This is a genomic window from Proteus sp. G2300 (assembly GCF_009915965.1).
Taxonomy (GTDB): domain Bacteria; phylum Pseudomonadota; class Gammaproteobacteria; order Enterobacterales; family Enterobacteriaceae; genus Proteus; species Proteus vulgaris.
Map to the genome: position 1 here is coordinate 156,944 of NZ_JAABNK010000007.1, position 14,217 is coordinate 171,160.

Genomic DNA, 14,217 nt, shown 5'->3' on the forward strand with positions numbered 1-14,217 from the left:
TTCGTGTTTAATCCAGAATTAAAACCCGTACAACCTGCTCGTCCCGGCTTTGCGGTATTAAGTATTCGTAATTGGGAAGGTGACGCTTCCCCTGTTTATTTAAGCATTCAGCGTAACCAAGATCGCTACTTCTTAAATGATAAAGGGGAATGGGTAGGTAATGCCTTTTTCCACCAGCTTTCACTTGAAGAGGCTGATGATGGTTATCAAATTGTTCTTGATAAAACGCTCGTTGACCCCCTCGTTAGCAACTTACAGATGGCGTATCAATTTACGTTAAAAGACGATAACGAAACACAAGATATCGGGCGATTACGTATTCGTGATGGCGTATTAGCCTCACAAGCACAAGGCCAAAGTGAAGCATTAAAATCAACGGCGACATTAGATAATCAGTCAATTCCGCCTGCTCCTATTATTGAAGAAACAGCACCGGAGCCAGAGCCAGAACCACTCAAAACTGAGCCTGAAGAAGTAGAGCCGATCATCCCTGAAATCAAGGTAGATGAACCGCCACAACGACCAACACCACCTGCGCCGAAAAAATCAAAAATTGGCTTAATTTTAGCCATTATCTTGATCTTAATTTTAGCGGGTATCTTAACATGGTTCTTTTTACTAAGAGGTAATCCTGCTGGCGAACCTGCCCCACAACCAACACCAGAACGCACAACACCAAGTGTGTGCAGTGTTGAAAATATGAAATCGGGTACAGCATTGGCCTTTGTACAAAGTTGCATACAGAGCCAACCGGATAGCAAAACTATTCTTGCAACCATTGAACAAGCGAAACAGAACAATCAATGCGATGTTGCTCAGCGTTTATATGCTTATAAAGCACAATCAGGTGATGTTGATATCGCACTGAATTACGCTCGTGAATACGATCCTGAAACCGCATCAGCACAAGGCTGCTTTAGTGCAGACAAAGAAACGGCCATTTATTGGTACGAAGCGGTTCTTAATCACGACTCACAAAACAGTGACGCAAAAGCGCGTCTTGAAGCTTTGAAAAAATAGGAAAGTCGCATGAAAAAGGCGCATTGGCTTACTCTTATTCTCAGCGGTTTAATTCTGACAGCGCCAGCAAGTGCTGAAGAGAAAAAGCCGTTACTACAAGAGGGTAAAAAGACTCTCTATCAACGTGTATTAACTTATCCGGGTTGCCAAGTGGCTGACACTGTTGGCGCAAAAGGTAAAGAGCAACCTGCATTTAGCCGTTTTTATGTTTATCAACGCCAAAAACAAGGTGCCAACGAGTGGTTACAAGTTGGCCCTGATAGCTTAGGTCATATCAGTGGTTGGATGAATGCAAGTTGTACATCAGAATGGAAAATGCAGCTAACACTCGCATTTACTAACCCTGCTGGTCGTAACCCAATGCTGTTTTTCAAAGATAAGCAAACGGTTGAAAGCTTACTTGAAAGCCCAACGCCTGAAAAACAGTACAAACCCTTTTTAGCAGATATCAAAAATCAGAAAGTGAATCCGGCTGTGTTAGCGAAAGAGCCAGATTATATGATTGATCAGAAAAATAATTTCTATTTGCTACCGGTATTAGGCTCAGATGAAGTCTTTACTGATGCAGGCTATAAAGTGCGAGTACTCAATGTGGCTTCTGTCTCTTCGCAAACCAAAGACAGCAAAGACGCACAGAATGCGAATGCAACTCCAAACAATACAAAACCGGCAACGCCTGACAGCAAAGATGCTGACAATATGATGCAAGGTTTTTCTGCTGCAGTGGTATTTGTTATCGACTCAACAATATCAATGGATCCTTACATTGATAGAACCAAAGAAGCGATTCAGAAGGTTTATGCTCAAGTCGAAAAAGACAATATGTTGGATAAGGTAAAATTTGGTTTAGTGGCATTTCGCTCGAATATCAAAGCCGTCCCCGCATTGGAATACGATAGCAAAATGTTTGTAAACCCCAATGACGTAAAAGATGGTCCTGATTTCCTGAATAAAGTCAAAGAATTGCGCCAAGCAAAAGTCTCCAGTAGTCGTTTTGATGAGGATGCTTATGCAGGTGTAATGCAAGCCCTTGATGATGTTGATTGGACTCGTTTTGGTGCACGTTACGTTATTTTAATTACGGATGCGGGAGCATTAACAGGAGATGATCCTCTGTCATCAACTAAACTCGATGCTGAACAAATTCGTCAAGAAGCCGCTTATCGTGGTGTTGCACTTTATACCCTGCATTTAAAAACTCCATCAGGGACAAAAAATCATGCTTCGGCACAAGCGCAATATGAAGCACTAACGCTTAATCCGTTCTTACACAAATCGCTTTACTACCCTATTAACTCAGGAGATGTAAATAGTTTTGGTCGTATGGTAGATAGTTTAGCCACTGCGGTAACAACACAAATTCAAACTGCTTATCGTGGTGAAGCCACCGTAGGCAGTGCATTGAATGCCGATCCTGCTTATAGCCAAAATAAAGAAACGGATACCTTACTAAGTGATGCACATGATCTAGGCTATGCCATGCGTTTAGCGTATTTAGGTGAAAAACAGGGTACAAAAGCCCCCCCTGTTTTTAAAGCATGGATAAGTGACCGTGATTTATTACAGCAAAATATCCCAACGACAGAAGTACAAGTATTACTCACCAAAAGTGAGCTTAGCGATTTAAGTGATGTCATGAAAAAAATCGTTAATGCCGCTAACGAAGGCTTGATCTCACCTGACAATATGTTTGCTGATTTGCGCTCGATTGCAGCAACAATGGGCAACGATCCCAATCAAATAAAACAAGGCTCAGCAACCAAATTAGGTGAAATGGGCTTACTGGGTGAATATGTCGAAAACCTCCCTTATTTAAGTGAAGTCTTAGGCTTAGATGAAGAGACATGGAAAAGCTGGGATGGTCTTGAACAAGAGAAATTTATCCGCCGTTTAAATACAAAATTACAATATTATCAACGTTATAACGAAGATGTTGATCGTTGGATATCTCTTGCACCACAAAGCGATCCTCGCGATCACGTTTATCCTGTTCCACTGGAAAACTTGCCTTAATGATCCAGATTGAAGGTATGGCAATTACGCGTGGTGATGCGCAACAGGGTTTTCGTGTTGCGCTTCCTTCATTGGCCCTTAAAAAAGGTGAAATTGGCGCGCTAACTGGATTAAGTGGCTGTGGAAAAAGCACCTTATTGGAAATGATCGGACTCATCTTACGCCCTGATGAATTAACCCATTTTCAACTTGATGATGAATTAACGCTCACACAAGCAGTATTAAATAATGAACAAGCACAACTCGCATCATTACGTGCTGAGAAATTGGGCTTTATGCTTCAAAGTGGGGGGTTACTTCCTTTTTTAACCGTGATGCAAAATATTCAATTACCTCGCAAAATGCTGGGATTAACACCACATTCTTCTTGGCTTGCTCACGCAATTGATCATTTGCAATTACGCCCTTTACTTAATCGCCTACCTCGCCAACTCTCTATTGGTGAACGTCAACGTGCGGCATTTATTCGCGCTATTGCTCATGAGCCCACATTATTACTCGCTGATGAACCCACAGCAGCCCTTGATCCCCATAATGCACAAGTACTGTATACACTGATTGTTGAGATGGTGAAACAGTTAGAGATCTCCGCATTGGTTGTTAGCCACGATTGGTCTTTAGTTGAGCGTTTTGAATTTAGCCACTATCACGCACAATTAGAAGGAGGCGGTAGTGTCTTTATCAAACAATAACGCCAATCCTAATCGCCTTGGCTTACTCAGCTCACTCGCTTGGCGTGACTTAATTTACGATCGCAAAGTCGCATTATGTATTGTGTTCTCTTTAGTCTCAGTTATTGCACCACTGTTACTGCTGTTTGGATTAAAAAACGGCATTGTGACACAACTTCATAACCAACTACTTAACGATCCTCGTAATCTTGAAATACGTATGCTAGGCAATGGCAATTACCCACAAAGTTGGTTTCATGAGATTGCGCAAAAAGAAGAGGTACGTTTTGTTATCCCATTAACACGTAGCTTAAATACCCAAGCGGATATTGTGATTGATGGACAACGTTTTATCGATAACGCTGAAGTTATCCCGACAGCAGAAAACGATCCTTTATTAGAGGGCGTTATTATTCCCCAAAATGCAGACACCTTAGTACTCTCTGCTAATGCCGCACAAAAATTACAGGCTAATGTCGGTGATAGCATCCGATTATTTATCAGCCGCAAACTTAATGGCATCAATGAACGTGCAAAACGTACCTTTACTGTTGGTGCCATTATCAGTGATAGCAAATTTTCAAGAGCTGCGGCCTTTGTTTCTCTTGATGTTTTAGTGGCAATGGAAGATTACCGTGATGGTTATCAAGCCCCTCTTTTTGGTATTACACAAGGTGTTGAGGCAAAACCAAGAACCCAGTTTGCTAAAGCTCGCCTTTATGCCAAAAATTTAGATACCATCGCACCATTAGATGATTGGTTTCGGCAACAACACATTGATGTAATAACACAAAAAAGCCAAATAGACTCTGTAAAAGCCATCAGCTATGTCCTTAACGTTATTTTTTCCGTGATTGCTTGGGTCTCACTATTAGGTTGTATTGCCTCATTAATTGGCGCATTCCTCGCCAATATTGACCGCAAACGTAAAGACATGGCGGTACTACGTCTATTGGGTTTTCGTCAATTTGCCGTTTCTTTATATATTGTGTTGCAAGCACTGTTATTAACCTGCGTTGCTTTTATTTTAGCCCTTGGGCTTTATGGTATTGGTAGCACCTTATTTACTACATTATTAGGCACACACTTACCTGAACAAGCCTTTGTTTGTCAGTTAACGTTTTGGGATTTATTGATTGCCATGTGCAGTGCCTTACTGGTGGCCTTAGTTGTGGCCAGTATTGGCGCATTACGTGCCGTTTCGATTGAACCTGCGGAGAGCTTACGTGAAATTTAATTTATCGCTTTTAACTTTATCATTCGCGCTGTTATCTAGCAGTTTTACGACATCAGCCCAATGGGATGATAAATTTGTTAATCCAAAAGCCTTACCTGATGATGTGATATTGCCATTTCCTTGCGAAGGTTCGATGGTCTTTCGCCAAGTGGCCGTGCCATTAAGCCAACCATTACAAGACTACAGTGTTACTTTAGGGCAAGAAGGCGATGAATGGGGTTATTTAGAGCAATCACGAGCTGAACATATTGCGGGTAGCTTCCCACTCAAAGGTAAAGAAAAAGGCCGATATTACCTTATGGCGAAATATCCCGTCACTGATCTGCAATATAACGCCATGCAAAGCACCATTAATGGTAAAGCGTGCCCTGTTCCCTCGAATAAATTACGTTTACCGAAAGTGAATATTAGCTGGTACGAAGCGATGCAATTTGCCGATCAATATAATCAATGGCTAAGAAGCCACCATCCAGAAGCATTACCCGTTGAAGATGGCGCAAAAGGCTTTGCACGATTACCGACTGAAACTGAATGGGAATTTGCGGTGCGAGGTGGCCTAAAAGTTTCAGCATCCGAATTTCGTGATACTCGTTTTCCTATGCCGGAAGGCACCAAAAACTATATTTGGTCAGCAGGTAGCCAATCCTCTAATGGCTCATTACAACTCACCGGTTTGTTATCACCCAATCCATTAGGCTTACATGACATGTTAGGTAATGTCGCTGAAATGATGTTTGAGCCTTTTCGATTAAACAAGCTTGATCGCTTACACGGACAAGCGGGTGGATTTATTGTACGTGGTGGTAGTTATTTAACCCCAGAAAGTGATATACGCAGTTCATGGCGTCAAGAAGAGCCTTACTACACCAATACCGAGGTAAATAAAAATAAATACACAGGCTTTCGGTTAGCCATTGTTGCACCGACATTGACATCGCGCGATAAAATCAAAGAGATAGAAAAAGAGTGGCAACAATTAGGCAATGAGAAAACCACTCACAATAACTCAAAAACCAATAGCGATAATTCCATTAATAGCCTCAATACGCTCTCAACCCAAGTACAAGATGAAGCACTGAAAAAACAGTTAGCTGAATTGAAAAATACATTACGAGCAAATGCACAACTGCGTGATGAGCAACGAGATCAAGCTATCCGTACCTCACTGCAATTAGGTGCTTTTTTATGTACAAAGTTAAAAGATGATGGCGAATTCTATGACCGATTAATCGCATTACATGAAAAAAATTGTCCTGCAGGCACTAAAGATACCACTTGTGAACGACGTCAAGAGCAAGTCAATGAACATAAGAAAACACTCGACTTCGTTGTAAGCTATTACGCAGATACCTTAGTGGATATGGCGACCACATATGACGCCTCTTTAGTTAAACCGCAAATTGACGTTGTACGCCAATTGATGGAAGCCAGAGGTAAATCAAATTTAAATACGTACCTTTCAACATATATGCAGGGACTCCAAGGATATTGGGCTAACGGTAAAGTTTCACGGAAAGAATGGCTTGAAGCGTGCAAAAAACAATAACAGAGACTTTGGGATAGGTGTGGTATGAATAAACGACTTATGGCGGTACTTAGCATTAGTGCCGTACTTGCTTTATCAGGATGTCAAAGTAACAGTGGGGCTGATCCCCGTTTGAAAAATAACAGCGATATGGAATTTTTCAGTAAATCAGGTATTACAGCTTGTGCAGGAGGGGCGGCTATCGGTGCATTAGGCTGTTTAGTCTCAAATTCGAGCAATAAAGGCGCATGTATGCTCATTGCGGCAGTCGCTGGTTGTGGTGTCGGTATTGGCGCCAATGCCTATTTAGACAATAAACGTCAAAATTATGCAACCAAAGAAGAGATGCTCAATTCAATGATTGCTGATATTCAAAATGAAAATCAGCGCTTACAGAGCGCCTCTAATACAGCGAAAGCGGTTATTGCTGACGATAAAAAAACGATTGCAAAAATTGAGCAAGATATGAAGCAACAACGTATCAATAAAGTTGCTGCTGAGAAACAACTGAAAGGTATTGATGCCAATATCGCCACACTACGCTCTCGCTTAGCCGATATGAAAAAACGTGAAGCTGAATGGCGTGATATTGCAACACAAAGCCGTCAAGATGGCCTAAAAACAGCACAACTAGATAAACAAATCAATGGGATGAAACAACAAGTAACCTCGTTACAAGAAGAACTTGATAGCCTTTATACCCAACGTACTGCAATAAAACTGAGTTAACGTTAAAAAGGATGATAATGAAATTTTTACCTCTTTCCCTTGCTGGCATAACCTTACTATTAAGCGGTTGTGTCACCAATCCCGCTGATTGTGATCCAACAGCGGGTGATGTCAGTATAATTACTAAATTTAACTGTAATTATTCAGGGACTTATGACAATCGTATTGAACAAAAAAAAGCAATTTTAGGTAATGAACAAGCATTAAACACCGAGTTTAAAGCCGTTCTTGCTGCCATTGAGAAAGAAAAACAACAGACCAATGCAGATTTAAAAAGTAAACAAGCTAGTCAGCGAGCATTAAGCCAATCAATGAATAATCTGTTAAATCAAATTCGCCAAAAAACCAAAGGGCAAAATGATATTCAAAAGCAGATCAATGAAATTGATAAGCAAATGAAGGCGGCACAAAACAACCCATCAAAATCAGTGATGGAAAAACAGCTTGAATTAGAGAACTTACAAAATCAAGTCATTAGTCTACAAAGTGACCTAGGACTTAAATAAAGCCTCAAAGGCTCTCTAGATAATAGAGAGCCTTTCTCTTTTATATCTACTTCTTCATTTTATTATTGATTTCTATTACTAATTAGAACTAATTTATATTAATTATTTAATAGTGTTATTAATAATTAAATAGGCACTTTAATAAAATAACCTTATTTAAATACATGTACTCTTTTTTATTCCATTAAAAACAAACTCATTATTATAATTCCCCCGCTTCATAATACGTTCTCCGTTTTTTATTTATGGGATACAACTAATGAAAACAAAATTATTATCAACTTTATTTATTAGTGGCTTATTAGCTACCTCTTCTGTTTATGCGCAAAATGATTTTAAATTAGATAAAACCACACTTTCAGCGGGTTATGCACAGGTCAAAATGGCGGGTCAGAATATAATGCACGGTGGTGTCTTTTCTATTCGTCAAGAAATCAATTCCCAATTTGGTATTTTAGCAACAGCTACTTATGCTCAAAATGAATATGATTTAAATAAGCCTATTAATACTTTCTTTAAAGATGTGAATGCTCGTTATTACTCTGTAATGGCAGGTCCTACATTACGTCTCAATGATTTTATTAGTGTTTATGGCACCGCGGGTATGAGCCAAATTCAATTTAAATCTGAAAGTTCAGAAGTAAAAAAATTAAAGAAAAATGCATTTAGTTGGGGAGCGGGTTTAATCGTGAATCCTGCAGAAATGGTTTCTATTTCTCTTGGATATGAGAATAGCCGTTTTAAATTTAAAGATACCGACAGCAAAATTATTTTAGATGGTTTCGTAGCGAATATCGGTTACCGTTTCTAAATAATTTTAAGCACATATTATTTTATAGTATGTGCTTTCTATTTACTTATAATTAAAAACTATATTATGAAAAACATTTTATTATTAGCTTGCTTACCTTTTTCTTTATTTTTCACCACATCAATTTATGCAAAAAACAGTAACACTCTAGTTTCTATTGGCTACGCTCATATCAAAATAAAAGATTTACCCACAGCTAATGGGATAAATATGAAATATCAGTTTAATCCCAATACGAATAAAAAAACCTCTCTACGACTTTCAGGAACAATAGCACACAGATCGTTATCCCATAGTGGAAGATTACGTTATATCTCACTTGCAATGGGTCCTGCCTATGCATTAACACCTTTTGTTGAACTATACGGCGTTATTGGGGTAAGTGGTATGAGTTATCAAACACCAGAAAATATAAATAAAGACCATTCATCTAAATCAGTAAGTTGGGGAACGGGTATCACGTTAACATCACCACAAAATATTACACTTACTTTAGGCTATGAGGGTAGTCATTTCAAAATGGAAGGAAAAAACCATCCAAGCAAGACACTTATCGCCAGTATTGGTTATCGGTTTTGATTTTATTCAAAACAAAAATGCCTCTACTTTATAAAAATAGAGGCAAAATAATTCAAAAAGACCCACACTAGGGAATAAACACAGACACCGATTGTCTAAAACCCACTACATTAATAAATCTTGATATGTTCCTAGCCGATAACCTCTTTCCAAAATAGCGCGTTTTAATGCACTATCTGTTAATACTTCAAGTTCCATTAAGCGCTGGAAACAATAGCCACTTGCACGCAATGGATTATCCACAAAAGCAGGATGTGTCATCACTTCAATAGAGTGCTCATGACGCGCTTTTGATTCATCAAGTACCTTTAAAAATAAAGCTTGAGTGATTTCATCGCCATAAAATTGACTATCAAAACCATCACTACTGATCACACCTTGAGTATCAATGCCTTCTTGACATGCTAGTGGCCTATCAACTCGCATTGGCAATGACTTTTCTTTAGCAAACTCCGCCACAATAGGAAAGATTTGCTTAAACATATGCACATGGTGGTGACTATCAATATGGTCGGGTGCACAACCAAAAATCTCAATAAAACGCTGATATTGAGCTTGAAGCTCAATACGAATTTCATTAAGCGGTAAATCACCCTCTTCTGCCATTTGCCATACCCATTTTCCGAGTACACCTTCACGCGTTAAAGAAGGTAAAGGAGACAGTGGTTTCCCCATCGTCAAAGTAAAGTGAAGCCCAACACCTAAGCCAGGCAACTCATGACGCAATTGTGCAGCGTGTTCAATTCCCTCAGCATTGACAAGTGCCGTTGTTGAGCTAACAACACCATGACGAAAACACTCTACAATACCGTAGTTTTGACCTTTACTAAGCCCAAAATCATCCGCATTCACAATTAATAAACCAGCCATTCTGTCTCCTTATCACTTATATTTATCTGCCGACAATTAATGAGAGGTTTTTTCTAACTCAGCAATTACTTTAGCAAAATGCGGTAGATGTGCTTTATGCGCTAATAACAGCTCACGTGTAAGCACTTCTGCATCTCTGTCGGAAAGTACTAATGGCGTTAAATTCATGGCTAATAAAGCGTCATTTAATTCACCGCTAATAGCCGCTTTACTGGCCGCAATTTCAAAGGCTTTAATGGTATGAATTAATCCCATCACTTTTTCATCAAAATGTGTTAATCGAGGATGAGGTTTAGCGCCATCTCGACCTAAAATTGCAGTCACTTCAATCGACCAATCTGCGGGAATATTATCAATATGACCATAATGTGGAATATTCACATAATGCTCAGCTTGTTTATCATTATAAATAGCGTTAATCACTTCACAGGCTGCATCAGAATAATAAGCCCCACCGCGCAATTCCAACTCTTTGGGCTTAATGTTTAAATCGGGATCCTTATACAATTCAAACAATTGTTTTTCGACTTTTTGTACCACTTTAGCACGAGCACCACCTTTGTAATATTCGCCCATTTCAATGGCTAACATCTCTTTTTGCTTGAAGTAATACAGTAAATAAGAGCACGGTAACATATTAAGAGAACGAATTAGCCCTTCACTAAACGGTAAATCAAAAATATTCTTCACTGAACCTGCAGTTAATGTTCCTGAAGCGACGCCATCTAATAATTCAGGAAAACGAGACTGACCATTTACAATGACATCTTTAATAAACACCATGTGATTTAAACCAAATAAATCAATGGAGAGTTCATCTTTATCTGTTAACTTCAGAACATCTGTAATAAACATCTTCATGCCAATTGGGATATTACAAACGCCAATAAATTTCTTAAAGTTGGTATGACGATAAACTGCTTCAGTTACCATACCTGCTGGATTCGTAAAATTGATGATCCACGCATTAGGGCAAATTTCTTCAACATCTTTAATAATATCGAAAATAACGGGGATAGTACGTAAGCCTTTAAATAATCCACCCGCACCATTAGTTTCTTGACCTAAATAGCCATGGCTTAAAGGAATAGACTCATCAAGCTCTCTTGCTTTTAATTGACCAACACGCAATTGTGTTGTCACAAAATCTGCATCTTTTAATGCTTCACGGCGATTAAGTGTTTTATAAATAGTTAAAGGAATACCCGCTTTTTTGACCATACGTTGGCAAAGTTCAAAAATAATATCAAGCTTCTCTTTACCTTCTTCAACATCCACTAACCATAATTCTGTAATCGGTAGTTCATGGTAACGCTTAATAAAACCTTCTAATAATTCAGGCGTATAACTGCTTCCACCACCAATGGTAACGATTTTTAATTTATGACTCATAAAATACTCCCATACAGCACAATAATGCTGTTATTTGTGTATTAATGACGAAATTAAGCCGTAAAGAGTCCTTGAAGAAAATAGACTTATTTTCTTCTTTCTCTCTATTTCAAATAAAATCAATCTTTGTTATTGATTAATTTCTTACGCTTAATAATGAATTAATTTGTCTCTTTAATACTGCATAAGTTTTTCCGATAACTATTGGGTGTCAGCGATGTTATTTTCTTAAATGTCTTAATAAATAAACTCGGGCTACTGTAACCTGCATCAAAGGCTATATCAGTTATCGAATAGTTTGTTATTTCTAACTGTTTTTTGGCAAAATTTATTCGAATATCATGAATGATTTGCATGGGTGTTTTATCGTAATAACGCCGAGTTGCTCGGGTTAAATACTCTTGTGATTTCCCAGATAACATAACCATATTAACAAGTGCATTCTCACCAAATTTTTGTTTGTCATGCATCTCGCCTACGGTATCTCTTAGCCATAAAGGAATATCATCTTGTGTTCTATTTTCTCGATGGTGTCGTAATCTATTCACCACATTAAAGGTGACAATTTCAATAAATTCATTAAATTCCGTATGGCGGAAATTTAATGAGCCAATAACGGATTCTATATAGGAAAGAAACTCATTTTTTAATTCATAAACTTGTGAGGCAATAAAATAAGAAGGTAATAACGAGAGATAATGTTTATCAAAAAAAGCTTTACTGATCCCAACATTTAAAATACGTGTCGCACCAAACTCATAAAAACTCTGATGATGAGAGCCTATGGGAATAAAAACAAAATCACCACGCTCTAATAAAATCTTTTTACCATTAATCTCTTGATAATAACGCCCTGTTAAAACAATGGTGAATTCGTAATAATCATGTTGATGCAGTCCGCTGACACTTTCTGTTTTATTATAAATAAAAACATGAAAATTTTTGCCATTAAATAGCTGATCTTCATAGACCATACGTATTTCGCTTTGTGCTCTCAATGACTCCACCACAGTATTCACCTTATTTTATCTTTTCATGTAACTCAATTAACTCTGTCACTAACTCTCTAGCTAACATTGACGTCATTAAATGATCTTGAGCATGAACTAAGACTAAACTGACTTTCGTTTTTCCCACACCTTGGTCATCACCAATTAAACGTGTCTGTATTTTATGAGCTTCATTTAAAGCTTCACGAGATTGCTCCATTAACTTTCTCGCGCCATCAAAATCACCTTCTTTGGCTTTTTTTAATGCACCATAAGCCACACTGCGAGCTTGACCTGAATTAATAATAAGCCCCATGATGATCTCTTCAAATTCATCATCGGTTGCACTGCTATCAACGGTATTTTCAATATCTAACATCATATTTCCTCTTTGATACTGACAAGTGCAGAGAAAACTCTGCACTTGTGTTTTCTATCACTTAAAATTTCAACGCATTGGCAATATCTTCTTCACTTTCTTCTTTCTCAATTTCAGTTTGAGCTTTATTTGAAATGATGACAAAAGGAAGATAAATCAGTGTTGCTACACCTAAGTTAAATAGAGCTAATAATAGTGCTGCAATACTGCCGTTAGTGTTAAAAAATGCGCCTAATCCCGTTGGCATCGTCCACGGTGCAATGTTTGTGACCGGAGGGATGATCCCTAAGTAATAAGCCGTTACGGTAATTGCAGCAAGAATTGGCTGAATAAGAATAAACGGAATAAACATCACGGGATTCATAATGACAGGCAAACCAAAAATAATCGGTTCATTAATTTGGAATAAACCTGCTGGCAATGCCAGTTTTGCTACTTGGCGATGATCTGCGCGACGAGATGCGATAAAGATAGCAATAATAAGCCCCAGAGTTGCCCCGGTTCCCCCTAAGAAGATGAAGGAATCTAACATTGGTTTCGCCCAGAGATGGAACGTCTTACCAGCAGCCAATGCGGCTTCTACTGAGCCATATTCAGTATAAATAGAGACGTTTTCTAGTGCCCATGGCGTCATAATACCACTATCGAGTGCAGCAAGTGCTAGTGATCCATGAATACCAAAGAACCACAATAGAGAAGTAAATATGACATAAGCCCAACCAACAACAGAACCCATCGATGCTAATGGTGTTGAGATTGAATCTAAAATAATTTGGTGGAAGTTTGTCTCATACGTCGCTAATCCCCACGAAATAATCCCCATAATCGATAAAATAATAAAACCTGGAATTAATGCCGAGAAAGAACGTGAAACAGAAGCCGGTACACTATCTGGTAAACGAATAACCCAATTACGGCGCACAATAAAGGTGAACATTTCCGCCACAACAAGACCAATAATGATACCTGAAATAATATTTGCGCCACCTAACCAGTTAGCACCAACGGCATAAGCACCAGCTGCGTTGTAAGGTGTTACCGTCATAAAGGCAGCAATAGAGAGTAAACCAGCCGCAATCGGGTCAACTTTTCGCTCTTCTGCTAATGCCATTCCGATAAAAAATGGCGCCATCAACGACATGATACCTAATGTACCGTTATAGACGTTCCCCCCGATAGCTTTAAAACCATTGAGTGTTTCTATTGTTGATGCATCAAGGCGGATACCTAGAGAATAAAAGAAGGAGCCATCACCAAAACTAAGAAAAACGTTATTGATAAGTACAAACATTGCTCCTGCGAGGGTTAATGGCATTAAACGGATAAAACCATTTTTGATAGCATTAACGTGAGGTTGCTTTCCAATTTTAACCGCAAAAGGAAGGAGTACCTTTTCAAGTGAACCAATGACCTTACTCATAGAAAAATACCCTTAAAATGCCGCTAATTGCTCGGCTTGCTGAAAAATTCGCTCTTTGACTGGAATAGAAATAATA

Annotated in this window: 14 protein-coding genes; 9 read left to right on the forward strand and 5 right to left on the reverse strand. The window is 38.6% G+C overall.

What is annotated here, in order from left to right:
* The first annotated feature begins 3 nt into the window (after positions 1 to 3).
* From GWI97_RS05975 to GWI97_RS06015, 9 genes are all read left to right on the forward strand, one after another.
* Positions 4 to 1,020: a hypothetical protein gene (locus tag GWI97_RS05975; protein WP_036933713.1), complete on the forward strand. Its 1,017-nt coding sequence runs from the start codon at positions 4 to 6 to the stop codon at positions 1,018 to 1,020.
* A 9-nt stretch (positions 1,021 to 1,029) separates the two neighbouring features.
* Positions 1,030 to 3,033, forward strand: coding sequence for a vWA domain-containing protein (locus GWI97_RS05980; protein ID WP_036933711.1), 2,004 nt, complete (start codon positions 1,030 to 1,032; stop codon positions 3,031 to 3,033).
* Positions 3,033 to 3,725: an ABC transporter ATP-binding protein gene (locus tag GWI97_RS05985; RefSeq protein ID WP_036933709.1), complete on the forward strand. Its 693-nt coding sequence runs from the start codon at positions 3,033 to 3,035 to the stop codon at positions 3,723 to 3,725. The genes GWI97_RS05980 and GWI97_RS05985 overlap by 1 nt, the downstream gene beginning before the upstream one ends.
* Positions 3,706 to 4,941, forward strand: coding sequence for an ABC transporter permease (locus GWI97_RS18505; RefSeq protein ID WP_036933707.1), 1,236 nt, complete (start codon positions 3,706 to 3,708; stop codon positions 4,939 to 4,941). The genes GWI97_RS05985 and GWI97_RS18505 overlap by 20 nt, the downstream gene beginning before the upstream one ends.
* Positions 4,931 to 6,487 (forward strand): SUMF1/EgtB/PvdO family nonheme iron enzyme, encoded by a 1,557-nt coding sequence (locus GWI97_RS05995; protein WP_036933705.1) that lies wholly within the window; start codon positions 4,931 to 4,933, stop codon positions 6,485 to 6,487. Before GWI97_RS18505 ends, GWI97_RS05995 begins: the two co-directional genes overlap by 11 nt.
* A 24-nt stretch (positions 6,488 to 6,511) precedes the next feature.
* A complete protein-coding gene (locus GWI97_RS06000; protein ID WP_052038419.1) occupies positions 6,512 to 7,195 on the forward strand; it encodes a hypothetical protein in 684 nt (227 codons plus the stop codon).
* Positions 7,196 to 7,212: 17 nt separating this feature from the next.
* The gene (locus GWI97_RS06005; RefSeq protein ID WP_036933703.1) at positions 7,213 to 7,701 is read left to right on the forward strand and encodes a hypothetical protein; all 489 of its coding nucleotides are present in this window, start codon (positions 7,213 to 7,215) and stop codon (positions 7,699 to 7,701) included.
* 259 nt (positions 7,702 to 7,960) lie between these two features.
* Positions 7,961 to 8,512 (forward strand): Ail/Lom family outer membrane beta-barrel protein, encoded by a 552-nt coding sequence (locus GWI97_RS06010; RefSeq protein WP_036933701.1) that lies wholly within the window; start codon positions 7,961 to 7,963, stop codon positions 8,510 to 8,512.
* 66 nt (positions 8,513 to 8,578) lie between these two features.
* A complete protein-coding gene (locus tag GWI97_RS06015; RefSeq protein WP_036933700.1) occupies positions 8,579 to 9,091 on the forward strand; it encodes an outer membrane beta-barrel protein in 513 nt (170 codons plus the stop codon).
* Positions 9,092 to 9,196: 105 nt separating this feature from the next.
* On the opposite strand, the gene chbG is transcribed toward GWI97_RS06015, so the two are convergent.
* The 5 genes from chbG to chbC all read right to left on the reverse strand — a co-directional run bounded on the left by chbG (position 9,197) and on the right by chbC (position 14,141).
* On the reverse strand, positions 9,197 to 9,961 hold the full coding sequence (gene chbG / locus GWI97_RS06020; protein ID WP_036933698.1) for a chitin disaccharide deacetylase: 765 nt from the start codon (positions 9,959 to 9,961) through the stop codon (positions 9,197 to 9,199).
* Positions 9,962 to 9,997: 36 nt separating this feature from the next.
* Positions 9,998 to 11,353: a 6-phospho-beta-glucosidase gene (locus tag GWI97_RS06025; protein WP_161751876.1), complete on the reverse strand. Its 1,356-nt coding sequence runs from the start codon at positions 11,351 to 11,353 to the stop codon at positions 9,998 to 10,000.
* Positions 11,354 to 11,514: 161 nt separating this feature from the next.
* Positions 11,515 to 12,363, reverse strand: coding sequence for a transcriptional regulator ChbR (gene chbR / locus GWI97_RS06030; RefSeq protein ID WP_036933694.1), 849 nt, complete (start codon positions 12,361 to 12,363; stop codon positions 11,515 to 11,517).
* A gap of 10 nt (positions 12,364 to 12,373) precedes the next feature.
* Positions 12,374 to 12,721: a PTS N,N'-diacetylchitobiose transporter subunit IIA gene (gene chbA / locus GWI97_RS06035; protein WP_036933692.1), complete on the reverse strand. Its 348-nt coding sequence runs from the start codon at positions 12,719 to 12,721 to the stop codon at positions 12,374 to 12,376.
* Between the two features lie 61 nt (positions 12,722 to 12,782).
* The gene (gene chbC / locus GWI97_RS06040; protein ID WP_036933690.1) at positions 12,783 to 14,141 is read right to left on the reverse strand and encodes a PTS N,N'-diacetylchitobiose transporter subunit IIC; all 1,359 of its coding nucleotides are present in this window, start codon (positions 14,139 to 14,141) and stop codon (positions 12,783 to 12,785) included.
* Positions 14,142 to 14,217 lie beyond the last annotated feature (76 nt).

Bases quoted from the DNA above. Each gene is read 5' to 3' on its own strand.
- chbG (WP_036933698.1), bottom strand. From the start codon at position 9,961: ATGGCTGGTTTATTAATTGTGAATGCGGATGATTTTGGGCTTAGTAAA.
- chbC (WP_036933690.1), bottom strand. From the start codon at position 14,141: ATGAGTAAGGTCATTGGTTCACTTGAAAAGGTACTCCTTCCTTTTGCG.
- GWI97_RS06015 (WP_036933700.1), top strand. From the start codon at position 8,579: ATGAAAAACATTTTATTATTAGCTTGCTTACCTTTTTCTTTATTTTTC.
- GWI97_RS06010 (WP_036933701.1), top strand. From the start codon at position 7,961: ATGAAAACAAAATTATTATCAACTTTATTTATTAGTGGCTTATTAGCT.
- GWI97_RS05980 (WP_036933711.1), top strand. From the start codon at position 1,030: ATGAAAAAGGCGCATTGGCTTACTCTTATTCTCAGCGGTTTAATTCTG.
- GWI97_RS06000 (WP_052038419.1), top strand. From the start codon at position 6,512: ATGAATAAACGACTTATGGCGGTACTTAGCATTAGTGCCGTACTTGCT.
- GWI97_RS06025 (WP_161751876.1), bottom strand. From the start codon at position 11,353: ATGAGTCATAAATTAAAAATCGTTACCATTGGTGGTGGAAGCAGTTAT.
- GWI97_RS05985 (WP_036933709.1), top strand. From the start codon at position 3,033: ATGATCCAGATTGAAGGTATGGCAATTACGCGTGGTGATGCGCAACAG.
- GWI97_RS06005 (WP_036933703.1), top strand. From the start codon at position 7,213: ATGAAATTTTTACCTCTTTCCCTTGCTGGCATAACCTTACTATTAAGC.
- chbA (WP_036933692.1), bottom strand. From the start codon at position 12,721: ATGTTAGATATTGAAAATACCGTTGATAGCAGTGCAACCGATGATGAA.